The 20,912-nt window shown below is 69.2% G+C and carries 19 protein-coding genes and 3 pseudogenes; 11 read left to right on the top strand and 11 right to left on the bottom strand.

The window, feature by feature from the left end:
- Nucleotides 1–214: 214 nt before the first annotated feature.
- Both ACIRG6_RS26940 and ACIRG6_RS26935 read right to left on the bottom strand, forming a co-directional pair.
- Nucleotides 215–1,420: a cytochrome P450 gene (locus ACIRG6_RS26940; protein WP_403324828.1), complete on the bottom strand. Its 1,206-nt coding sequence runs from the start codon at nucleotides 1,418–1,420 to the stop codon at nucleotides 215–217.
- A gap of 865 nt (nucleotides 1,421–2,285) precedes the next feature.
- Nucleotides 2,286–3,074 (bottom strand): ArsR/SmtB family transcription factor, encoded by a 789-nt coding sequence (locus ACIRG6_RS26935; RefSeq protein WP_365022108.1) that lies wholly within the window; start codon nucleotides 3,072–3,074, stop codon nucleotides 2,286–2,288.
- A 731-nt stretch (nucleotides 3,075–3,805) separates the two neighbouring features.
- On the opposite strand from ACIRG6_RS26935, the gene ACIRG6_RS26930 reads away from it, so the two are divergent.
- Nucleotides 3,806–4,387 carry a TMEM165/GDT1 family protein gene (locus ACIRG6_RS26930; protein ID WP_350718686.1) on the top strand — a complete coding sequence of 194 codons (582 nt, stop codon included), beginning with the start codon at nucleotides 3,806–3,808 and terminating at the stop codon, nucleotides 4,385–4,387.
- 704 nt (nucleotides 4,388–5,091) lie between these two features.
- Here ACIRG6_RS26930 and ACIRG6_RS26925 read toward each other — a convergent pair.
- From ACIRG6_RS26925 to ACIRG6_RS26910, 4 genes are all read right to left on the bottom strand, one after another.
- Nucleotides 5,092–5,637 carry a DoxX family membrane protein gene (locus ACIRG6_RS26925; protein ID WP_364683647.1) on the bottom strand — a complete coding sequence of 182 codons (546 nt, stop codon included), beginning with the start codon at nucleotides 5,635–5,637 and terminating at the stop codon, nucleotides 5,092–5,094.
- Complete coding sequence (locus tag ACIRG6_RS26920; RefSeq protein WP_403324869.1) at nucleotides 5,588–6,019, bottom strand: beta-ketoacyl synthase N-terminal-like domain-containing protein; 432 nt, start codon at nucleotides 6,017–6,019, stop codon at nucleotides 5,588–5,590. The genes ACIRG6_RS26925 and ACIRG6_RS26920 overlap by 50 nt, the downstream gene beginning before the upstream one ends.
- A gap of 1,168 nt (nucleotides 6,020–7,187) precedes the next feature.
- A complete protein-coding gene (locus ACIRG6_RS26915; protein ID WP_403324827.1) occupies nucleotides 7,188–7,634 on the bottom strand; it encodes a hypothetical protein in 447 nt (148 codons plus the stop codon).
- Nucleotides 7,635–8,069: 435 nt separating this feature from the next.
- The gene (locus tag ACIRG6_RS26910) at nucleotides 8,070–8,237 is read right to left on the bottom strand and encodes a hypothetical protein (RefSeq protein WP_403324826.1); all 168 of its coding nucleotides are present in this window, start codon (nucleotides 8,235–8,237) and stop codon (nucleotides 8,070–8,072) included.
- Nucleotides 8,238–8,818: 581 nt separating this feature from the next.
- On the opposite strand from ACIRG6_RS26910, the gene ACIRG6_RS26905 reads away from it, so the two are divergent.
- The 5 genes and pseudogenes from ACIRG6_RS26905 (at nucleotide 8,819) to ACIRG6_RS26885 (ending at nucleotide 12,635) form a co-directional block, all read left to right on the top strand.
- Entirely contained in the window at nucleotides 8,819–9,598 is a 780-nt protein-coding gene (locus tag ACIRG6_RS26905) for an alpha/beta fold hydrolase (RefSeq protein ID WP_403324825.1), read from the top strand.
- Between the two features lie 120 nt (nucleotides 9,599–9,718).
- Nucleotides 9,719–10,336, top strand: coding sequence for a trimeric intracellular cation channel family protein (locus ACIRG6_RS26900; RefSeq protein WP_403324824.1), 618 nt, complete (start codon nucleotides 9,719–9,721; stop codon nucleotides 10,334–10,336).
- Between the two features lie 23 nt (nucleotides 10,337–10,359).
- Nucleotides 10,360–11,151, top strand: a pseudogene (locus ACIRG6_RS26895) (amidohydrolase); the annotation flags it as partial.
- 237 nt (nucleotides 11,152–11,388) lie between these two features.
- Nucleotides 11,389–11,874: a hypothetical protein gene (locus ACIRG6_RS26890; protein ID WP_403324823.1), complete on the top strand. Its 486-nt coding sequence runs from the start codon at nucleotides 11,389–11,391 to the stop codon at nucleotides 11,872–11,874.
- 611 nt (nucleotides 11,875–12,485) lie between these two features.
- Nucleotides 12,486–12,635 carry a twin-arginine translocase TatA/TatE family subunit gene (locus ACIRG6_RS26885; protein ID WP_403324822.1) on the top strand — a complete coding sequence of 50 codons (150 nt, stop codon included), beginning with the start codon at nucleotides 12,486–12,488 and terminating at the stop codon, nucleotides 12,633–12,635.
- Between the two features lie 70 nt (nucleotides 12,636–12,705).
- Here the strand turns inward: ACIRG6_RS26885 and ACIRG6_RS26880 are convergent, their stop codons facing one another.
- Together ACIRG6_RS26880 and ACIRG6_RS26875 are read right to left on the bottom strand one after the other, a co-directional pair.
- The gene (locus tag ACIRG6_RS26880; protein WP_391986628.1) at nucleotides 12,706–13,281 is read right to left on the bottom strand and encodes a TerD family protein; all 576 of its coding nucleotides are present in this window, start codon (nucleotides 13,279–13,281) and stop codon (nucleotides 12,706–12,708) included.
- Between the two features lie 90 nt (nucleotides 13,282–13,371).
- Complete coding sequence (locus ACIRG6_RS26875; RefSeq protein WP_403324821.1) at nucleotides 13,372–13,638, bottom strand: GlsB/YeaQ/YmgE family stress response membrane protein; 267 nt, start codon at nucleotides 13,636–13,638, stop codon at nucleotides 13,372–13,374.
- Between the two features lie 263 nt (nucleotides 13,639–13,901).
- Here ACIRG6_RS26875 and ACIRG6_RS26870 point away from each other — a divergent pair.
- Nucleotides 13,902–14,414, top strand: a pseudogene (locus tag ACIRG6_RS26870) (M56 family metallopeptidase); the annotation flags it as partial.
- A 15-nt stretch (nucleotides 14,415–14,429) separates the two neighbouring features.
- Here the strand turns inward: ACIRG6_RS26870 and ACIRG6_RS26865 are convergent.
- Nucleotides 14,430–14,798 (bottom strand): hypothetical protein, encoded by a 369-nt coding sequence (locus ACIRG6_RS26865; protein ID WP_364686273.1) that lies wholly within the window; start codon nucleotides 14,796–14,798, stop codon nucleotides 14,430–14,432.
- Between the two features lie 192 nt (nucleotides 14,799–14,990).
- Between ACIRG6_RS26865 and ACIRG6_RS26860 the strand changes: the two genes are divergently transcribed.
- Nucleotides 14,991–16,367 carry an LCP family protein gene (locus ACIRG6_RS26860; RefSeq protein WP_450152413.1) on the top strand — a complete coding sequence of 459 codons (1,377 nt, stop codon included), beginning with the start codon at nucleotides 14,991–14,993 and terminating at the stop codon, nucleotides 16,365–16,367.
- 135 nt (nucleotides 16,368–16,502) lie between these two features.
- Here the strand turns inward: ACIRG6_RS26860 and ACIRG6_RS26855 are convergent.
- Both ACIRG6_RS26855 and ACIRG6_RS26850 read right to left on the bottom strand, forming a co-directional pair.
- Nucleotides 16,503–16,724: pseudogene (locus ACIRG6_RS26855) on the bottom strand (TerB family tellurite resistance protein); the annotation flags it as partial.
- Nucleotides 16,725–16,990: 266 nt separating this feature from the next.
- Nucleotides 16,991–17,926, bottom strand: coding sequence for a LysR family transcriptional regulator (locus ACIRG6_RS26850; RefSeq protein WP_403324819.1), 936 nt, complete (start codon nucleotides 17,924–17,926; stop codon nucleotides 16,991–16,993).
- 207 nt (nucleotides 17,927–18,133) lie between these two features.
- Here ACIRG6_RS26850 and ACIRG6_RS26845 point away from each other — a divergent pair, with 207 nt between their 5' ends.
- The 3 genes from ACIRG6_RS26845 (at nucleotide 18,134) to ACIRG6_RS26835 (ending at nucleotide 20,902) form a co-directional block, all read left to right on the top strand.
- On the top strand, nucleotides 18,134–19,285 hold the full coding sequence (locus ACIRG6_RS26845; protein ID WP_403324868.1) for an MFS transporter: 1,152 nt from the start codon (nucleotides 18,134–18,136) through the stop codon (nucleotides 19,283–19,285).
- Nucleotides 19,286–19,858: 573 nt separating this feature from the next.
- Complete coding sequence (locus ACIRG6_RS26840; protein WP_350724699.1) at nucleotides 19,859–20,269, top strand: VOC family protein; 411 nt, start codon at nucleotides 19,859–19,861, stop codon at nucleotides 20,267–20,269.
- Between the two features lie 48 nt (nucleotides 20,270–20,317).
- On the top strand, nucleotides 20,318–20,902 hold the full coding sequence (locus tag ACIRG6_RS26835) for a serine/threonine-protein kinase (protein WP_403324818.1): 585 nt from the start codon (nucleotides 20,318–20,320) through the stop codon (nucleotides 20,900–20,902).
- Nucleotides 20,903–20,912 lie beyond the last annotated feature (10 nt).

The raw sequence follows: 20,912 nt of genomic DNA, 5'->3' as shown, positions 1-20,912 counted from the left end.
TCGGGATGGACCGTCGAAGACTGAGTTCTCCCCGTTCGGACGGAAGATGATCCGCCACGGCTTGGTCAGCCGTCTGGTCCAAATTACGTCGGGAGGGTGAAGGCCGCATGTCGAGCGGAGCGCCCGACGGGACGGCCCAGGCACAGCCCGTGTTACCCGGTGGTGAGAGCGCCTCGGACGCAGGGACTCCATGCGCGCGCCGGGGCCGCGGCGGTCACCAGGTGACGGGCAGTGCGAGGGGATAGCGCCAGATCGACGTTTTGTTCCAGCGCACTTCTTCGGCGGGCTTCGCCAGCTTCAGGTCGGGGAAGCGCTTCAGAAGACTTCCGATCGCCACTTGGAGCTCGGTGGTGGCAAGCGGAGCACCGAGACAGTGATGTCCACCCCAGCCGAAGGTCATGTGAGACGGACCGGGGCGTTGCAGATCCAGCTCGTCAGGCCGGTCGAATTTCCGTGGGTCACGGTTGGCCGTCAGATAGGAGACGTGCACGATGTCGCCTGCCTTGATCTTCACCCCGCTCAACGTCACGTCTTCCGTGGCGACGCGGGGAATGCCGACGCCTTTACGGAAAGGGATGAAGCGCAACAATTCCTCTAGGGCCTGCGGAAGCATCTCAGGATCGGCACGCAGCATGGCGAGCTCTCGGGGACGAGTGAGCAGGGTGTAGGCGATGTTCCCGATCTCGTAGGTGGTGGTGTCCTGTCCGGTGATGAGCAGGACCATGGCCATGACCGCCAGTTCCTGGTCGTCGAGGAGCTCATCGCCGTCGCGTGCCGTGGCCAGCGCGCTGATCAGGTCGTCACCGGGGTTCTCGCGCCGGCTGCGGGTCAATACCTGGAAGTAGGAGCGGAGATCGGCTTTGGCCCGTACGGCGTTGTCCCGGTTGTCGATGCCGGTGTCCATCATGGTCCGTGCGTGGGCACGCAGTTGGGCCCGGTCCTCCTCGGGGATGTCGAGGACCTCGCAGATGGTGGCAAGGGGCAGAGGGTCGGCCAAGTGCTCGGTGAGGTCTGCGGGAGAACCGTGCTCCTCCATCCGGTCGAGCAGTTCGTTCACGACGTGCTGGGTACGTGCCCGCATGCGCTCCATGTGACGAGGTGCGAAACCCTTGGAGATCAGGCTGCGCAGGCGGCTGCTGGCCGGCGGGTCCATCACGTTGATGGCCTCGTCCTGAACGATGGGCTCAGGAGTCATGCGCGGAAAGTTCCGGCCGACGATGGCGCGGCGGCTGAACCGTCGGTCCGTAGTCACCGTGCGCACGTCGTCGTAGCCGGTGACGAGCCAGGCTTCCCCCTCACCATGGGGCAGCCGGATACGGGAGACGGGCTCTTCGGTCATCAAGTGATGGAGCATGGGGTCGAACTCGAGAGCCTCTGCAAAGTCGAACGGACAGATACGCGTTTCGGCGACTGGTTCCATGCGTGGCTCCCTCTGAGGATCTGACGAGCGGTGCAGAGCTTCCGAAGCAGGACGGAACATAGGTGCCCCATGACCCGCGAAGACACGCACCGGCCCGACCGTTCGGCCTAACGGACCCCGGCAAAGCCGTTGATCATGCGGCTGCGGGCGGGGCTGCTGCGGGCGCCAGGAGGTGCGGGAAACGGCGGTGCTGGGCGACCCTCCGCCTGCTGGGACCTCGACTCAAAGTCACCCCCATCTGCGGTGGGGTGTCGCGCGCATGGTCCCTGAGACAACCGACCGGTAACGGCATCTTCACCATCGCGGAGGCGTCGGCGGCCGGCCGTTCCCACGGCGACGTCGCTGACCACCCAGTCGGGCACCGCGTACGCCCCCTTACAGGCATACGCGGGCGAAGGCCGCCGAGCGCTGGGAGCCGCTGTGAGACGGCTGATGGTCGGAAGTTGACGTCAATGTCGCTATGACGTCGTCACCGCATGGCTTCGGCCACAGCCTGGTCGGACAAGAGGGCGAGGAGCTGTTTCGTGTGGCCGGGCAGTTCTGCCTCCGCCAGTCCGGTGACGATGTCGCGCAGCGGCATGGGCCGATCGGCCAGGAGAGTGTCGTGTGACAAGAGCCGGACGGGCACCAGCGTGCTCAGCTCGGCGTCGCTGAGGGCGCTGACGAGAGAGACGTGCGCAAGGATCTGGTCGGCGTTCCACTCGCCGTCCGGCGGGGTGGGGCCGGGGTCTTCGGCGTGGGCCGCGGTGGCGGCGTCGAGCAGCGCGTGGTAGGCGTTCCGAAGGGGGGGGCGGTGTCCAGCATGTCTTGCACCTCTCTGTGCGGGCGTCGTGCGGAAGGAACACAAAGAGGGGAGAGGTGTGGCTCAGGTGTGGGCGCGGGTCATCTCCCACGGGGCCTGCGGCAGGACCTCACCGGTTTCCAGCATCGACTTGAGGTTCGCCAGTACGGCCGGCCAGCCGGCCGAGATGCCGCCCAGCATCTCCTGGTTGGGGAGGTTCTCATGGGTCACGGTGAGGCGAACGATGTCCTGATGCGGTTCGACGAGGAAGGTGACGACCGACGGCTCTCTCGCCGATTCGGCATCGGGGGCGTCGTCGAAGGTGATGACCAGCCGGGTCGGGGGCTCGGCCTCCAGGACTTGGCCCACCACGTCGATCTTGCCTGAGCCGTCGGCTCGCTGGTGCTCCCAGGCCGAGCCCGGCTGCCAGTCGGAGACGTTGGCGTGTCCCCAGTAGCGCGCCGTCAGGTCGGCGTCGGTCAGGGCTTGCCACACCTGCTCCGCACTGGCGCGGATGTAGGTGACGTAGACGTAGTCCGGCACCGGAGTGGGTGCGTTGGTCATGGCGTACTCCTCTGCATGGTGCTTGATGGCGCTGATCGCTTGCAGGCGGGGCTTGTCGAAACCGGAGATCCAGCGCTCCTCGATCTCGTGGATCGGGGCCGGGTTGAGGTAGTGCAGCCGCTCCCGGCCACGCCGCACCACGGTGACGAGGTTGGCCCGCACGAGGATGTCCAGGTGCTGCGTCGCCGACTGGCGTGCCATGTCAAGGCGCTCGCACAGTTCGCGCAGGGTCTGCCCGTTGTGCTCGCGCAGCCGGTCGAGCAGGAGCCGCCGGGTGGGATCGGCCAGCGCCTTGAACACCGAGTCCATCGCTGTTGCTTCCAGGCTCACGCTTCCCATTATGCAGGTGTTCACCTGCCTATTGTCAAGAGTGAGGCCGGTGGTGCGAGCCGAGTCGCCCACGTCCGGGGTCGCTTCGTGGCGCCGTCGCACGCCGTTTCGTCAAGGCGGCACAGAACGCCTTGAGGCAGGCCGGGACCAGTGGACGGTCGAGCTGGTCCTCAGCGGACTGCTCACCAACTCCGGCCGGCCCGCACCCGGCCGCGCCCTGCTCAGCCTTACGGCGAGCCACACACGGTGGATGTCAGCGTCTGGGACAGTGCGCAGACCGCCCTCGTCCTGTGCCGCGGCGACGCCGAGCGGGGACACCACCGCTGCTGGATCTGGACCTGCACCGCTCGCTGTCGGTGACCGCCAGCGGCATGCGGCACCGCGCGGAAGACCACCATCTGCCCCCACCGGGCCGTCCCGGAGCCGCATCATGACCCCTCGCTCTTGGCCCGCCTTTGCCGTCTGTTTAGAATGGTCGCAGCGAAGGGGAGTAGTCCCGCAATACCGCTGGTCGACATACTGGACGGCTTGTCCGTCCCGGCCATCGGGCCCCGGCAGCACTGCCGCGGCGGACGAGACCTTCGGCCATGCATGACCACCGTGCCCGCGCACCCGTGCGGGCCGATCCGTTGTGCCGGGCCGAACTGGTTCTCGCCGCCCGCACGAGGTGCTGCGCGAACCGGTGGCCCGGCCCAGCAGAGAGCACCAGGATGACTTTCGATCCCGTCGCGATCCTCACTGCCTTCGGGCTGATCTTCCTTGCCGAACTCCCCGACAAGACGATGTTCGCTTCCCTGGCCATGGGCACCCGCATGCGCCCCCTGTACGTGTGGTTCGGCACCTCGACCGCGTTCATCGTCCATGTCGCCATCGCCGTCGGCGCAGGCAGCCTCCTCAGCCTGCTCCCCGACATGGCGGTCAAGCTCGTCTCCGCCGCCTTGTTCGCCTTCGGCGCCATCGTCCTGCTGCGCAGTGGCGGCGACGATGACGACGAGGACGGAGCGAAGACCGTAACGGGCTTCTGGCCCGTCTACACGACCGCCTTCATGGCCGTGTTCATCAGCGAGTGGGGCGACCTCACCCAGATCACCACCGCCAACCTCGCCGCCACCAACGGCTGGCTGCCCACCGCCATCGGCTCGGCCGCCGCACTCATGTCCGTCTCCGCCCTCGCCCTGCTCGCGGGCCGTTTCATCGCCAAGCGCGTCCCCCTGAAGACCGTCCAGCGCTTCGGCGGCCTGTGCATGGCCGCACTGGCCGTGTGGACCCTCATCGAAGCCTTCACCGGCTGAGACTCGCCCGCCCGATCACACGACTGTCTGACTGGTCGTTCGCATGTCAGGCACCATGCGGAGTGACTTCCCCGATGCCGAGTGGGAGCGGCTGCGGCCGTTCCTGCCGGTCAACACGAGCCGACGAAGCGCGCGGAGGCCAGCTTCGTGCTCAAGGGCCATCCATCTCGCTCAGTGAGACGGCGTCTCTCAGGCCAGACTGTGGCCGCCGCCACCGGGGGACCGGCGGAAGGTCCCGAGGCCCGCAGGGAGGCGGCCCCCACAGCTGCGGGCCGGGGCGACTGCACCGGAGCTGCCCGGACCATCATCTTTGGCATTCGCCGGCCTCGGGGCCAGGACGGCCTGGACTCCGGTGGCCTCGAGGCCGGTGAGGTAGCCGCTGAGGAAGGCTTGGTTCATGCCACACACCAGGTCGGGGGCCTTCGCGGCCAGCGGATGGAAGAGGCAGTTGAGCAGCCGCTGCCGGGCGGGGCCTTCCCGGCCGGGTTCGTAGTCGTAACCCTCCGGTAGCTTCTCGCCGACGGTCAGCCCGCGCTCGGGGCCCAGGCGCCCGCGCGTCGGCCTGCGAGATCGCCAAGCAGCAGGGTGCCTCGTTCGTGGAAGTGATGTCGGTGGGCTGTCTCGCGGATGCTCTGGCCGGGCCGTTCTTGCGCCGGCGGTCAGTTGGCCGGAGCCGCCCCCTCCTCCGCCCCTCGCGACAGTGGTCAGTTGCGGATGAGGAGAACCAGGCCGGCGAGCGCCGCGGCAAGCACCACGGCGATGACGCCGTACACCAGCCGATGCTCCTTCAGCCCGGGGAGGTACCGGTCGACGGCGAGCCTGCCGGGTCCGGTGAGAGCCAGTCCCGCCGCACCGGCCGCCAGCAGGACCTCGTACTCGACCCCCTCGGGTGCGAAGAACCCGCCGCCCCACTTGACCGCCAGCGCGTTGATCATGGTGCCGAGAACGGCGGCACCCGCGAGCGGCGTGAGGAGGCCGAAGAGCAGACCGAGCCCTCCAAGGGTCTCGGTAAGGCCCGCGACCACCGCCATCGCCTTGCCTGACGGATATCCGCTCATGGTGAAGAACTGGCCGGTGCCCTCGAGGCCGCCTCCGCCGAACCAACCGAAGAGCTTCTGTGCGCCGTGGGCAGCGATGGTCAGGCCCAGCGCCAGGCGCAGGACCAGCAGACCTACGTCGTAGGCGTGGGGAGACGAGACCTCAGGGCCACCAAGGGCAGTGGTATCGGCAGGGCGGGTGGTGACGGTCATGGGGAGATGGACCTTCCTGGACAGGAAATTGAAACTTCAAGCTATGGGCTACGACGATACCAAGTGCATGAAAGTTCAACAAACAAGCGCCCTGCCGCAGGTACGGCGCATCCGCGGACGCCGGGCACGCCATGGCGAATGCGGCCGCTACCAGCGGCGTGATGCTGGGCCTCGGGTACCTCCAGCGATGACCACGTCGCAGGTCTGCCCGCAGAAGGTCGCGGACGGCACCACACGCTGTCGCGCTGGAGGCGCATGCGGTCGCTGTGGCGAAGTTGGGGCCCTTCGCTTCGTACGCGGCCGTGACATGGCCCGCCGTCATGTTCACCGAGGCCATGGGAATCAACAGTGGTGAGACTGCGTCGGGGCCGTGCTCGCGCAGGCGGCCCTACTCGCGTTCCCAGGTCGTCATGCCGCCCGGAGCAGTCGCGAGTACCACTCCCACTCGTGCGCCGTCCCATTGTTCGGGGTCGAGGCCGGCCGGTGCAGTGCCTCGGTCGTCGCTGCCAACGCCATCTGCGTGCTGCGGTCGAGACGTCAGGCGATGCGCCGCCCGAGGACCGCGTCGCCGTCGAACTGCCGTGCCTGGCAGGCGAAGTCGACGGGCAAGCCTTCGAGCTCCGGCACGCGCCGGGCCGTGGGCCGGCCGGCTAGTAGGGCTTACCGGTGTCGGCCGCGCCCAGCCCGGCGGCGGTCACCATGCCGAAGCCGGTGACGGCGGGCCGGTGGTCGCCAGGACGGCGCTACCGTCGAGCACCTGAAGAATTGCGCCGTGTGCGCGTGCACGCACTGTCCCGCGGGTCAGAGGTTGTGCACCGACTACCTCACCCGGCTCCGTTACGGCTCGTGCCTGACTCAGTGCCTGTTCGTCACCCTGGCGAGGGAAGTTCGCGTCATCAGGAGGCGTCGCTGGAGAGGCGTCCTGAACGCGACCGTCGGCGCCAGGCCCGCGTCCGGCACCGGGGTGAGCAGTACTGGCTGTCTGATCGCTTGGCCCTCCCGATCGCGGTGTCCGCGGGCTGCCAGGCGCTGTTGCACTCAGGACAGGTGAACCGGGGCCAGGGGTGGCGACGACCTTCGAGCGTGGCTTCGAGGGCAACCCCACCGGCCTCGACCGCCCTACGTCGGGCCTTCATGGTGCGCCAGGCCCTCGTCCTGCACGCCGTTGAGCAGTACCGACGGCTCTTCCTGGACCCGCAGGGGAGAGGGGTTCCGCACTGGCTGCAACGCCGGGTCTTCCTGCTCACCACGTCTCCGGACTGCCCTTCTCCCATCGGTTCGCGACCATCTGGACTGATGCGCCGTTCGCCGAACAGCAGACCCTCTCAGTCAGCGGCAATGGCATCTGAGCAGGCGCGGAAAGGGTCAGCCCGCTTGCAGGCGGGTGGCCACGGGTGCTGGCCAACCTAAGACACCACCCAAAGCTGCTCGTGGCGGCGCGCTGAGGAATGCAGCGCCGCATCCGCACGACCCAGGTTCGTGGCTCAGGCCGCGCGATGTGCGGCTCCCTTCGGTCAGGAGCCGCACACCACGCTTATGTCACCATCCGATCACCGGCCCCCGCGTCCACCGTTGTCGTGGCCGCCGCGTCCACCGTTGTCATGGCCGCCGCGCCCGTTGTCGTGGCCGCCGCGCCCGTTGTCGTGGCCGCCGCGCCCGTTGTCGTGGCCGCCACGGCCGTTGTCGTGGCCGCGCCCGTTGTCGTGGCCGCGCCCGTTGTCGTGGTCGCCACGGCCGTTGTCGCGGTAGTCGCCACGGCCGTTGTCGCGGTAGTCACCGCGTCCGTTGTCGTGGCCCCTGTGGTGGTTGAAGTAGTCGCAGTCGTTGTCGAACGACCAGCGGTGGCCGTCGTCGCAGGAGCGGCTGTAGCTTCCGTGGCTGTCGTGCGACGAGTCGTTCGCCGAGGCGGTACCCGCAGTACCTATGGCGATGCCACCGGCCATCATGAGCCCGGCGGCCGACACCGCGAAGACACGCTTCGTGCGCTGTGCTCGCATGAGATTTCCCTTTCGTTCCATCGTCTCCCGCGCTTCCCGGAAGGGGATGGCGGGGAGTGGATGGCCGCTGCCGCACGGAAAGTGCGCGGCACGGTCTGGGCGTCACCGCATTTCACAGGGGGCACGGGAACAGACTGACCGCCGACGCCCTCGGACCGCCCGGAAAGGTTCACGGGCGGGCGCTCGGCCCTGGTCCGGAGCTACGAGGTCAGATCGGCCAGGTGCGCCGTGCCTGCGGCTTTCACTCACAAAGCCTAGCCCCGTATGGGCCGGCGAACCAGCGGAGCACAGACGCCACAGGGGAGACGGCCGTCCTGGGCGTAGATGGCGCCTGGAAGGGCCGGGCCACAGCCCTGACGCTCAAGAAGTAGCGCCCGGGCGCCCGAGCCGGTACTTGCCCGCGGCCGTCGGGAACGGCCCAGCGGCACTCACCAGTCACCGGACGCGCTGCTCACCCCACGCGATCGGAGGCCACTTGCTGACGACGCGTGCCTTCCCGCGCTGCCCGTAGCCGCAGTCGGTGGCGCGGACCAGCACCTTCACGGACCGCCTGTTCGACTGTCCCAGCGCCGCCGTACGCGGTGCCGTGGGCGCCAGGCGCACAGCCGGGCACTTCTTGATCCTTCCGGGATCGCCCAGCCGAGCCCGAACTCCGCCGGCTGCCCAGAAGCGGTGTTTCCGTGCAGCGTCTGGTGGATTCACCTGGACGGAATCAGTTTGCTTGCTGGGTGTGGTCGGGTGGCCCAGGGCGGTTCGATCGGGGCGCGCCGGGCGAGCGGTGGTTCTGATGTGCGGGGTCTGGTCTGCGGACTTGCCGGGGAGAGGTCCGGATGATCATTGGAGTAGCCGTGCCGCCCGGACTGCCCCGGCTACTACCCGGTAAGCGGCTGCCGCGTCCTCGGCCACGGTGGCGGTCCGCAGGGCGCCGGCCAGCCCGGTGACAGCGACGGCCCCACCCAGCCCACCTGGTCGACTGACCTCCGCCACTTCACCGTCGACCACCGGCCCCGCGCCCTGGACACGCCGTCCCGGGCCTGGCGGGGCTTGCCCCAGCGGGGAGGAGTGTCAGATCCACCGGAAGGGATGCTCGCGCACCGGCGTCCTGTGCGGTCGAGCCCCTCGGCCGGGCACCCCCGGGCGCCTGGACCAGTACCTTAGAGGCGATAGAGACGTATGGTCCCTATATGCCTGCTATTCAGCTTGCCAGCAGTCGCCGTGGCACGGGGGCGCCCCTGGTGGTGATCCGGCAGCTGGACAGGGAGGGTTGGGCCCCCGTCATCGACCTGCTGGCCCGCGAACGCGAGGTCGTGGCCGTCGACCTTCCGGGATTCGGTGACAGCCCACCGCTGCCGGGCATCAGGCCCACCGTCCAGGCACTGGCCACCGAGGTCGCTCGGTGGTTCTCCACGGCCGGCCTGACTCGGCCGCCCGTGGTGGGCAACTCCCTCGGTGGAGCCGTCGCACTCGAACTCGCCCGGGCCGGCGCAGTCACGAGCGCCGCCGCACTGTCCCCCATCGGCCTGTGGAACGGCCCCGGGGCCGCCTACGCCCTCGGCTCGCTCCGCATCGCGCGCACCATGGCCAGGGCCCTCGGCCACCACACCACACGGGTGACCAGGAGTCCGCTGGGCCGCACGCTCACGTTCTGGCAAGTCGTCGCTCGTCCGTGGCACATGACGGCAGAGGCGGCCGACGGTGCCATGCGTGACCTGGCCCGCTCGCCCGGCTTCGAAGCCACACGCGGAGCCGCTCGCACCTACCGGCTCTCCGGCTTCACTCCCAGCGTCCCGGTCACGGTCGCCTGGGGTACCCGAGACCTCCTGACACCCCCGCATCAGGCCAACCGCGCGGTCCGGCTCCTGCCTACAGCCCGCCATGTCCGGTTGCGCGGCTGCGGGCACTCACCCATGTCCGACGACCCCAGCCGGATTGCCCGCCTTCTGCTGTCCGCGAGTACCGGCTGAGGCAGGTGCCGCTGGATCACCCACGGCAATGACGGCTTCTTCGATCTCCTTCGGGATCGATATCGCGACGCGTTACCTGGACCTTGCCGGCGTCTCTCGTGTGCACTGCTGGGTGGCGCGGTGGCCCGTACGGCCGGCCTGGACCTGTTCGGATTCCTGGTGGTCGGCATCATTTCGGGTCTGGGCGGCGGCCTGATCAGGGATGTGCTGCTGCAGCACGGCACACCGGTCGCGCTGACCGACTACGCCTACCTGGCGACCGCCGTCGCCGGTTCCGTGGTCGTCTTCCTCATCAAGATCAGTGAGCAGTCCTGGAACCGGCTGTTCACCGCGCTCGATGCCGCGGTGGTCGGGTTCTGGGCGGTCGCGGGCGCCCATAAGGCGTTGGCGGTCGGCCTGGGCTGGCTCCCGGCCGTCCTTCTGGGCACTGTGACCGCTGTCGGCGGCGGCGCCCTGCGTGACGTCATTCTCGGCCGGGTGCCGGCTGTGTTCGGTGGCAACGGCCTGTATGCCACCGTCGCCGTCGCGGTTGCCGGCGTCATGGTGGCCTGTTCGTACCTGGGCGTCCCTCCGGTCGGCATCGGCCTGGGCGTCGCCCTGGCGCTGGTCTTCCGGCTCACCGCCGTGCACCACGGCTGGAACCTTCCTGACGGCCTGGACCGGCTTCCCCAGTCCAAAGTGGCCTTGACGGTGCGGCGGCACATCGATCCCTCCACCCGAAACGGGGAGGAAGAGTAGTCCCACCCGCGCAAGGAGGCAGCATGACCAATCGAGCCCACACTGTGCTGGCCGGCCTCGACGGCATCCGCTCCGACCTCGAAGGTCTCTATAAGGACGTGCATCAACATCCCGAGCTCGGCTTTGGGGAGCAGCGCACCGCGAAGAAGGCGTCGGACGCTCTGCGATCCTGCGGTTACGACGTGACCGACGGTGTGGGCGGTACCGGTGTGATCGGGGTCCTGGCCAATGGCGACGGTCCGGTCGTCATGGCCCGTGCCGACATGGACGCCCTCCCAGTACGGGAACAGACCGGCCTGCCCTACGCCTCTACCGTGACCGCGACCGATCCGGACGGCGCCGAGCAGCCGGTCATGCACGCCTGCGGGCACGATGTGCACGTGACGTGCCTGATCGGCTGTGCACGGCTGATGGCCCAGGCCAAGGACGCCTGGCGGGGCACCTTCGTGGCGCTCTTCCAGCCCTCGGAGGAGAACGGCGATGGTGCCGACGCCATGATCGACGACGGCCTGACATCCAGGGCGCCCAGGCCCGACGTGGTGTTTGCCCAACACGTCCTGCCCTATCCGGCCGGCTGTCTCGGGACCCGCCCCGGATCGTTCCTGTCGGCTGCGGACAGCTTGCGCATCACCGTGCACGGGCGAGGGGCGCATGGTTCCATGCCGCAGGCGGCGGTCGACCCGGTGGTGATGGCCGCGATGATTGTCGTACGCCTGCAGACCATCGCCTCGCGGGAACTGGCCGCCACCTGGGCCGGCTACGACACCCAGGGCGGGATTGCAGTACGAGCAGCGGGCGCACTGGATCCCCAGCGCCGGGGCCGGTCACCACGTGGGCGTCGACGGCCTGTCCCTGCCCCTGGGCGCCCTGACCTGTGCTGTTCCGGACCGTCGCCGTCCCACTCCTTGCGCGGGCCTTCTTGGTTCGGTGTGGATTGCGACATCTGCCGCCGACCGGATCGTGAGGATGTGTGGCGTGATTGGCGCCGTTGACCGCCTGGTCGGCGCCATGCCACCTTCGGGCATCGAAAGCCTTCACGGGAGGGACACGCGATGACCACAGGCAGCAGTGACAGAAGACGCGAAGCCGCCAGGATCGCCGTCGCGCTCACGGCAATCCTGGTCGCAACGGCCGTGGTGGGACCGGCCACGGCAGCCGCCGGCGGTGCGGCGACCGGCGCACCGGTGACCGCGCAGGCGACAGCGATGAGCGACCCCACGTCCGAGGAGCAGGAGCAGCTGCGGGCCATCGCCGGTGCCATCTGGACACCCGAGCTGGCGGCCGGATGGAACATGAACGCCGAGGTGGCCAACGTACTGTCAACGGCCACCGGCGAGATCCTCAAGTGCAGCGAGGCTTTCGCCCTCGTGCCGCGCCCGGCCGGTTTCGTGCCCGGACTCGGCTATCTGGTCAACTACTGGAAGAACCTTCGCGACTACTTCCTGGCCGTGAAGAGTGACCGGACGTACCGCGCCTGCGTGGTCACCGCCGCGGCAAACTACCGCTCACCCATCGAAATGGCCTCCATGGGAATCTGACCCGCCCGGCCGACGGGCCGCGAACCGCTGGTTGCACATGGCGCGAGCGGCCTCGCTGGTAAGTGATGTGAACTGAGGGCGAAGGGCGGACCGGCCGGTGATCCGACCCCGGACGAGAAGCTGACGGTGCCGGCCGTCCCGGTCTTCGGCATCCTCATCACGCCTACCGCGTTCGGGCAGGGCGTGCAGGACGCTATGGGGAAGATGGCCTCAGCATCAACGACCCTGATCGCCTACTCGCCGCCCGCAGCGGCGCCGGTCGGCTGAGCCGCCCGCCCCGCCGCGCGACGGGCAGGACACCGATGACGATGCCGATCACGACGGCGCTGATGATGCCGGAGAGCTCCATGTCTGCCCCTTCGTGGTTTTGACCCGCGCTTACGCATGCCCCTTCGACGCGCCGGCGGTCCCTCGCGGACGTGAGTCAGCGTGGGAGGGGGTGCCGGGAGGAGAGGGCAGCCGAAAGCGGCGATACCGGCCGGCGCGGCCGGAAGGCGTTCTTGCCGAGTGATCGCGTACGCAAGAGACTTCTACAGCACTGTAGTTGGCGAAGTGCGGTCGGTGACGCGTCCGTCTCCGGGCTGCGCCCGTCCTGGAAGGGAGCAGGCCAGGTGTTCGGTCTCAGTGAACTGGCCTTGGTGCTTCTCGTCGTGATCGTGGTTCTCGGGATCAAGAAGGGCCCGGAGCTGATGCGTTCGGCCGGGAAGGCGGCGCGCATCCTCAAGAGCGAGAAGAAGGCACTGAAAGACGACGATCGGTGAGCTGAGCGGACAGGGCAGGGGAGAGCCCCGGTCCTGCGCCGGGCGAGCGGGACCGGGGCGGGGTCCGATGTCAGACGTTGACGCCGAAGTCGGCGGCGATGCCGGCCAGGCCGGAGGCGTAGCCCTGGCCGACGGCGCGGAACTTCCACTCGGCGCCGTGGCGGTAGAGCTCGCCGAAGACCATCGCGGTCTCGGTGGAGGCGTCCTCGGAGAGGTCGTAGCGGGCGAGTTCCTGGTTGCCCGCCTGGTTGACGACCCGGATGAAGGCGTTGCGGACCTGGCCGAAGCTCTGGCCGCGGTTGGCCGCGTCGTGGATGGAGACCGGGAAGACGATCCGGTCGATGTCGGCGGGGACGGCGGCGAGGTTCACCTTGACGGTCTCGTCGTCGCCCTCGCCCTCGCCGGTGAGGTTGTCGCCGGTGTGCTCGACCGAGCCGTCCGGGCTGGTGAGATTGTTGTAGAAGACGAAGTGTCCGTCCGAGGGCACCCTGCCCGAGGCGTCCAGGAGCAGCGCGGAGGCGTCGAGGTCGTAGTCGGTGCCGGTCGTGGTGCGCACGTCCCAGCCGAGGCCGACCAGGACGGCGGTCAGGCCCGGCGCCTCCTTGCTGAGCGAGACGTTGCCACCCTTGGCCAGGGAAACTCCCACTGCGTGCTCCTTCTCGGCGAGTGCGGGGCGTGGTCCACGGCGCGAAACCACGCCTATTGAGGACGAGAAGACACCTTGAGGGGTTGCCTGTCAGCGCCGGGAATTGCCGAACAGCAGGCGGTAGCCGATCAGGAGAACGAGGGCGCCCGCGATGGCGGACCCCCACGTGGCCGCGTCGAAGAACTCCCGCTGGACGGGCCGGTCGAGGAACTCGGCCGACAGCCAGCCGCCGAAAAAGGCGCCGGCGACGCCGATCACCGTCGTGCCGATGCAGCCGCCCGGGTCCCGTCCGGGAAGGATCAACTTGGCGATGGCCCCGGCGAGGAGACCCAGGACCAGCCAGGCGATGACGCTCATCTCTCCGGCGCTCCTTTCCATTGCTCTGTTCGTGAGGGACGGACCCGGGCACCCTACCTTCTACAGGTGTGTAGAGGGTGTGGTGGTGGGCAGGAGGGCTCGTCCGTGCGTGAGGGGGAGCCGCGGGCGTCTGTACGGTGTCCGCCCGGGAAACGGGCGAGTGGGTGCAAAGGAGGCAGGACATGGCGGACGGCCGACGTCCCAGACGGCGGGGACAGGGCGAGCTGGAGGCACTGGTGCTGTCGGCGCTGCGGGAATCGGGCGGGTCGCGGTCCGCGGATGTCGTGGTGACCACGGCCGTGCTGCGCCGTCTGGGGCCGGTGGAGCGCAGGGCGCTGTTCGCCCATGAGCGGGCCCATCTCGCGGGCCGCCATCATCGGTTCCCGCTGGCTGTGCAACTCGCCTCACGCGCCAACCCGTTCCTGAGCCCGCTGCGTACCACCGTGACCTGTACGGCGGAACGGTGGGCCGACGAGGAAGCGGCCCGGACGGTGGGAAGCCGACGGGTCGTGGCGCATGCGATCGGCAAGGCGGCGCTGGTGTCACGGGGAGTGCCGGTGGCGACGCCGGCAGGCGTGGCAGGGCCCGGCCCGGTGCCGCGCAGGGTGGCGATCCTGACCGGACCCGCTCCGGCACCGCGCAACTGGTCGTCGGTGTTCACCTCGGTGGGCTGGGCTGTGTGGGCCGCGGCGGCGGGCACCGCCGTGTCGGCGATCTCGTCGGCGAATTCGGCCGTGACCATGTTCTTCATCCTGCACGCCGTGACCCCGCTGTGACGGCGAGGCCGAAGGTCAGGCTCGGTCCGTGACCACCGCGAGACCGGCGACGATTCCGGCGAAGGCCAGGACGGCGAGCGCGCAGACGAGCAGCACCAGCCAGCCGGTCACGATGCCGGCGAGGGCGACTCCGCGGCCGCTCCCGCCCAGGCGGCGTCCCCGGAGGCGCCCTACGTGGCCGACGGGGATGGCGAGCAGTGCGCACACGGCGGCCAGGCCCACGAAGATGGCGGGATTGAGCCAGGCGATGCCGGTGGCGAAGTTGCCGAGGAACGCGACCGACGCCAACGCGAAGAAGCCGCTGACCTTGGCCGGCCGGTTCGAGGCCGTGTTCTCCCGCACGGACGCCTCGGCAGACGCCCCTGCTTCCTCCGCACTTCTCATCCTGAGCCTTCCTTCCCGACCGGCATACCTGCTCGACCAGGATGTCAGGGCGCGGTAGCACCTCGTATGCCGAGTGGCCGGGCATTCCCCGGAGTTCTACATGACTGTAGAGTTCGGCTGCCCGGCGGAACAGGCGGCGGGTGCCCGGGCGCGAGGAACGGGGCGATCTGGCTGAGCGGAGGAGTGGCCCCGGTGAGTGGTAAGGGAAGGCGGCGCGCTGCCTCGGACAGGCCGCCCAGGCTGACGCGGCGGGGGAGGATCGTGCTGTGGAGCGCCGGGGTGTGCTCCGCGCTCGTCCTGGCTGTCGCCGGGGTCGGAGCGTGGGTCTACAGCGACCTGGACGACAACATCAACGCCGCTGACGTCGACGACAAACTCGGTGGAGAGCGGCCGGCCAACCTCAGTCCAGGCTCGAAGAACATCCTGGTAGTGGGTTCGGACAGCCGGGACGGTACCAACGCCGAGTACGGCAAGGGTCTGACCACCATGCAGTCGGACACGCTGATGGTGCTGCACATTCCCGCGAACCGTGAGTGGGCCACGGTCGTGTCGTTCCCGCGCGACTCCTGGGTGGAGATAGCCGGCTGCGACAAGGCTGATGGTGCGACGTCCACACCGCACCACGCCAAGATCAACGAGGCGTTCGCGATAGGCGGCGCCGGCGGCGAGGTGGCCGATGCCGCCGCCTGCACCATCAGGACGGTGGAGGCCAACACCAACCTGCGCATCGACCACTTCATGTCCGTCGACTTCCAGGGCTTCAAGGGCATGGTCAACGCTCTCGACGGCATAGAAATCTGTCCTGAGGAGGCCATCCATGACGAGAAGGCCCACCTGGACCTGGAGGCCGGCTGCCAGACCGTCAAGGACGAGGAGGCGCTCGGCTACGTGCGTGCCCGCTACAGCGTCGGCGACGGCTCGGATGTCGGGCGTATCGGCAGGCAGCAGGAGTTCATGGAGGCACTGGCCGCCAAGGCGCAGTCCCAGCTGACCAGCCCCAGCGCCCTCTACAGCTTCTTGCGGTCGGCCACCAAGTCGCTGACCACGGACCAGGACTTGGCCGGCATCAAACCGCTCTCCGCTCTCGCGTCCGAGCTCAAGGGCATTCCGAGCGACCGGCTCACCTTCCTCACGGTGCCGAACTACCCGCGCGAGGCCGACGTGGCCAGCGACAAGGCCAACGTCGTGTGGCAGTACCCCCAGGCCGCCGAGGTGTTCACTGCGCTGGCCAAGGACCAGGAGATCGACAAGGAGCGGGTGGAGGCGGACGCGAAGGACCCGCTCCATGCCTCCGCCGTCCGAGTGCGGGTCCTCAACGGCACCGGGGTGTCCGGGCGGGCCGCTGCCGTCGCCGAGCAGCTGCGCGAGGCGGGCTTCACCGTCGTCGGCACGGGCAATGCGCCCAAGAGCAGCAGCTCCACGGTGAAATACCCGCCCGCCCTTGAACGACACGCAGAAGTTCTTGCATCCAGAGCGACCGGCGTACGGACCGAACAGGACGCGGAGGCTGCCTCGGGCATGGTGACCCTTGTTGTCGCAACCGACCTCGATCCTGCGCGCATCCGCTGAGCATGAAGGTGGGGCCGTGGCGGATCCGGACGGGGACCGGGGCGTCCCCGCCGATCCGGGCTGCCAACGGTGTACGGACCACCGGGACGGGGCGCGCAACGCTGAACCGCCCCGGCGCCGGCATGCCCTTACGGGTCAGAGGTCGAACTCGTGCGGCGGCAGGTCCAGGGCGAAGCACGCCTCGCGGACGACCGCCTGCTCGTCCTTGTCGAAGTCGCCGTCGGCGCCGCCGATCACGATGCCGATCTGCACCACGGCGCACGCCTCGGCGGGCTTCTTCTTCGCCTTGGCGATCTCCTGGAGAACAGTGACCTTGCCCAAGGCGAAGTCGGAGGTGAGCTTGTTGAGGTTGTCCTCGATCCATGAGGCAGTGCCGTCCGATCGGAAAGGTCTGAACGGACGGCACCGAGTCCACCTGCCGGGGGACTACTTGGCGGCTTCGAGAGCGGCGAGTGCCTGGGCCCAGCGGACGTAGGGCTCAAGCAGTTCCGTGCCATCGCGACCTGCTTCGACAAACTCGCCGTCCACCTGCGGATGCGCGGCGGCCGGCGCGAGGCCGTCACCCATCCGCAGCCATGCCCGGCCAGCGTGTGATCACCTTGGTCAGGTTCACGTTGGGTTCGTCAGGCCAGGACTCCGGCCACCGCGTCGGCGAAGGCGCGGACCAGTGCGGTCTCGCGGTCGCCGCGCCAGACGAGCCCGAGTGCGGAGTCCGGGAGGCCGGTCACCGGGACATAAGCCACATCCCGGCGGTGGTGGTGTTCGGTGGTGGGGTAGCACAGCAGCATCACGCCCCGGTTGGCCGCGACCAGTGACAGACCCTCCTGGAGGGTGCCGGCCTCCGGTCCCCGCGGCACCGGGGTGCCGGACGGAGTGAAGGTGGGTGCCTGCGTCTCGCGCCAGTAGTCCGGTGCCGGGGCGGCGACGCCGACGAGTGGTGTGGTGGCCAGGTCCTCGGCGTCCAGGGAGATCCGGCCTGCGAACGGATGCCTGCGGGAAACCGCCAGGTACTGCGGCTGGCGGGAAAAGACCGGTCCTAGTACGAGGGTCGGCTCCGCGACCGGCAGCAGTACCACGGCGATGTTCACCTCGTCGCGGTACAGCGGTCCGAAGGGGTCGGAGAGCGGCAGTTCGGCGATCTCCACGGCGCATTCGGGGAACCGGTCCTCGAACTCGCCGATCACGTCGATGAGTCCGTGTCCCACGACGCCCTGGAATCCGATGCGCAGCGGCCCGCTGAGCCCTGAAGCCGCCGCGCGGGCGTTGTCGACGGTGTCGCGCAGTGCGACGTAGGCAGGGCGGAGGGCGGTGAGGAAGTCCTCGCCGCGCCGGGTGAGGCGCACCCGGCGGCTGGTGCGGTCCACCAGACGGGCCCCGATGCGCTGCTCCAGGGAGCGGATCAGCTGGCTGACTCGGCTCTGGGACACGTACAGCCGGTCGCCGGTCCGGCCGAAATGCAGTTCCTCGGCGAGGATCAGGAAACATTCCAGCTCGCGGATCTCCACCGTGCCCGCCGCTGCCCGTTGCCCGCCGGCACTACCCGTTTCGGCCACCGCCATGGTGCAGCCCTCTCCTGCCTGGTGAGGCCCGGTGCAGGCCGCACTCCGTCCGCGCCGTCGTTCGATTAGCTCACCTCATGGAAGCATGAGAACTCCGCGCTTGTTCCGAGTGGCGCAGGGCAGTTGGCTGAGGACATGGCGGAAGTTGATGACCTGTCCGTGGACGCGCCCGCACCGGAGAGATCCCCGAGGGGCGGGTGGCCCGCGGTGGCGGCCGTGGCAGCCGGCACCTTCACCGTGGTGTCGTCCGAGATGCTGCCGGTGGGCCTGCTCACGCCCATCAGCGGTTCCCTGGAGGTGAGCGAGGGCACGGCCGGGCTGACCCTCACCGTCACCGGTCTGGTCGGCGCGTTCTCGGCGCCGCTGATCACGGCGGCGGTGGGCCGCACCGACCGACGCGTGATCCTCTGTTCTCTCATGGCGCTGGTGGCGGCGGCCAATGCACTCGTCGCCTGGTCGCCGCACTTCGCGGTGATGATGGTGGCTCGGGTGCTGGTCGGTGTCGGGATGGGCGGTCTCTGGGCGCTCGCCGGTGGTCTGGCGGTGCGGCTGGTCGCGGCCAGGTCGATCGGACCGGCGACCTCCATGATTTTCAGCGGTATCGCCGTCGCCTCGGTGGTGGGCGTGCCGGCCGGTGCGTACGTCGGTGAACTGGCGGGATGGCGCGCGGCGTTCTACGCCGTCGGGGGGCTGGCACTGCTCGTGGCCGCGGCCATGGCCGTGCTGCTGCCGCCGCTGCCCGCCCAAGAGGTGGTCGTGCTGGGCGGAGTGTTGCGGCTGTTCGGCAACTCGCGGGTGGCCACGGGGCTCGCGGTGGTGAGCCTGCTGGTGACCGGCCACTTCGCCGCCTACACCTACGTGCGGCCGGTCCTGGAAGAGGTGTCGGGCGTCAAGGCATCGATGATCGGCATGTTGCTGCTGGTCTACGGGCTCGCCGGTGTCACGGGCAATTTCGTGGTCGGCGCCCGGGTGGGTAGGTCGGTGCGCGGCACCCTGCTTCTGATCAGCGGCACACTGGCCGCCTCCGTGCTGCTCGTGCCACTGCTCGGGCTGTCCGTGGCTGGTGCGGTGTTCCTGCTGGTGATGTGGGGTCTGGCCTACGGCGGTGTGTCGGTGAGCACTCAGACCTGGCTGGTGCTGGCCGCCCCCGGAACCCGGGAGGGCGTGACCTCGCTGTTCGTGGGCGTGTTCAACGGAGCCATCGCTTTGGGTGCCTTCGCGGGCGGCCGGGTGGCGGACGGCTTCGGCACCCGGTGGGTACTGTGGCTGGGCGGTGCGCTGGCGTTGGGCGCCTTCCTGATGACCTCACTTGGACGCGCACCCTCATCGCGTGACACCAGGACCGAGGCCACGGACTGAGCTGCGCGGTCGGACGGCCCCGCACCGACCGGGCCACCCAGCCCCTCGCTCCCCGCCGCCGTCGACCGCCTCGTGTATTGGCCCTTGCAGCCGCGACTCGTCCGGTCCAGGCGGGGAGAGGGAGTTCTCCATCCGCTGTCAGCCGCCCCGCATGCCCGGCGGGCCGGCGGCGACAGGGCTCAGACCCGGTCCCGTGGCCGGTGCCGATTGCCGGACCGGCGGACTCGGCGCGAGGCGGTGGGGCGCGCACGAGGATGCCCGCCCCACCGCCTCCTGGACGCCTGTCCCTCAGTCTCCTGCGCGAGGTCGTCGCGGCCGTCGAGGGGGAAGTCGGGTGGTCCATGCCCAGACCGGCAGCGCGGTGGCGCGAGCCTTCCTCGGACCGTGGCGGGGCTGGGCAAGATCCGTTTGAAGACGGACCCTAGTGCTGCGACCGGAAAGGTCTCGCGACGCCCGGCAGGATTGCGGTCACAGGACTAGGACTTGTGGACCAGGGCGATCGGCCGATGGTCGCGCGAGAGCGTGATACCTAGGCTGCTGAGCAGGAAACCGGCAGCTCAGGAAGAGGTCACGATGTCCGTCAACGGTCATAGTCACATCCGCATCGCCCGGCCTTCCCGGGACCTGGCGGTGGCCGAGCGGTTCTGGGTGCGGGGGCTGGGGCTCGGTGTGGTGTGGCGGGCAGAGGGAGGGGCGGAACCCGGTGGGCACGACCTGCTGATGGTGGGCTGGCCGGATGCCGACTGGCATCTGGAGCTGGTCCACGAGCCCGCCCGGCCCGTCGAGCCCAGGCCCACCGAGGAGGACCTGCTAGTGATCTACGTCGACGGCCCGGTGCCCGATGACCTGGTCACCCGTCTGGAGGAGCACGGCGGCAAGCGGGTGCCGTCGCCGAACCCGTACTGGAACCGGTGGGGCGTCACGGTCGAGGACCCGGACGGGTACCGGCTCGTGCTCTGCGAGCGGGGCTGGTCGAACGCGTAGCGGCGGGGGCTTGCCGGGCCACGAGGGGTTGCCGTAAAACAGGCGCTCATGGCAGCCGCAGGGCCCTTGGCCGCACGGATCTTGCGGGAAGCTCGGGCGGCGGCGCGCGTGGAGCATCCGGCTGTGGTCACCGTGTACGACGTGGTGCTGGAGGACGGCCATCCGTGGATTGTCATGGAGCGGGTGCACGGAGGGTCGCTCGCAAACCGCCTTGACGGTAGCGGAGCCCTCGCCGAACACGAAGCTGCCCGGATCGGTCTGGCTGTTGCGGAGGCGCTTGCCGCCGCACACGCGCGGGGAGTGCTGCACCGGGACGTGAAGCCCGGCAACGTTCTGCTCGGCAGGGGCGGCAGGGTCGTCTTGACCGATTTCGGCATCGCCTACATCGTCGGCGAGGAGTCGCTGACCCAAGTAGGGGAGTTTGTCGGCTCGCTCGCCTACACCGCGCCCGAACGGATGGGAGGACAGAGTCCTGAACCCGCCTCGGACATGTGTGGTCCCTTGGCGTTCTCCTTTACGAAATGGTGGAGGCCACATCCCCGTTTCGGCGAGCGTCGATGGAGGCCACGGTCGGCGCGGTCCTCACGGGCAGGATGCCGACACGTTCACGCCCCCCGGAGAGTGCTGGGGTGACGCGTCCTCC

The sequence above is a fragment of the Streptomyces flaveolus genome (genome assembly GCF_044765825.1).
GTDB lineage: Bacteria > Actinomycetota > Actinomycetes > Streptomycetales > Streptomycetaceae > Streptomyces > Streptomyces flaveolus.
The sequence above is the reverse complement of the archived record's forward strand: the minus strand, read 5'-3'. Positions and strand labels throughout refer to the sequence as shown.

What these genes read in the sequence shown, in the direction of transcription:
- ACIRG6_RS26940 (WP_403324828.1), bottom strand. Translation starts at nt 1,420, where the DNA reads ATGGAACCAGTCGCCGAAACGCGTATCTGTCCGTTCGACTTTGCAGAG.
- ACIRG6_RS26935 (WP_365022108.1), bottom strand. Translation starts at nt 3,074, where the DNA reads ATGGACTCGGTGTTCAAGGCGCTGGCCGATCCCACCCGGCGGCTCCTG.
- ACIRG6_RS26930 (WP_350718686.1), top strand. Translation starts at nt 3,806, where the DNA reads ATGACTTTCGATCCCGTCGCGATCCTCACTGCCTTCGGGCTGATCTTC.
- ACIRG6_RS26925 (WP_364683647.1), bottom strand. Translation starts at nt 5,637, where the DNA reads ATGACCGTCACCACCCGCCCTGCCGATACCACTGCCCTTGGTGGCCCT.
- ACIRG6_RS26915 (WP_403324827.1), bottom strand. Translation starts at nt 7,634, where the DNA reads ATGCGAGCACAGCGCACGAAGCGTGTCTTCGCGGTGTCGGCCGCCGGG.
- ACIRG6_RS26905 (WP_403324825.1), top strand. Translation starts at nt 8,819, where the DNA reads ATGCCTGCTATTCAGCTTGCCAGCAGTCGCCGTGGCACGGGGGCGCCC.
- ACIRG6_RS26890 (WP_403324823.1), top strand. Translation starts at nt 11,389, where the DNA reads ATGACCACAGGCAGCAGTGACAGAAGACGCGAAGCCGCCAGGATCGCC.
- ACIRG6_RS26875 (WP_403324821.1), bottom strand. Translation starts at nt 13,638, where the DNA reads ATGAGCGTCATCGCCTGGCTGGTCCTGGGTCTCCTCGCCGGGGCCATC.
- ACIRG6_RS26865 (WP_364686273.1), bottom strand. Translation starts at nt 14,798, where the DNA reads ATGAGAAGTGCGGAGGAAGCAGGGGCGTCTGCCGAGGCGTCCGTGCGG.
- ACIRG6_RS26850 (WP_403324819.1), bottom strand. Translation starts at nt 17,926, where the DNA reads ATGGCGGTGGCCGAAACGGGTAGTGCCGGCGGGCAACGGGCAGCGGCG.
- ACIRG6_RS26840 (WP_350724699.1), top strand. Translation starts at nt 19,859, where the DNA reads ATGTCCGTCAACGGTCATAGTCACATCCGCATCGCCCGGCCTTCCCGG.
- ACIRG6_RS26835 (WP_403324818.1), top strand. Translation starts at nt 20,318, where the DNA reads ATGGCAGCCGCAGGGCCCTTGGCCGCACGGATCTTGCGGGAAGCTCGG.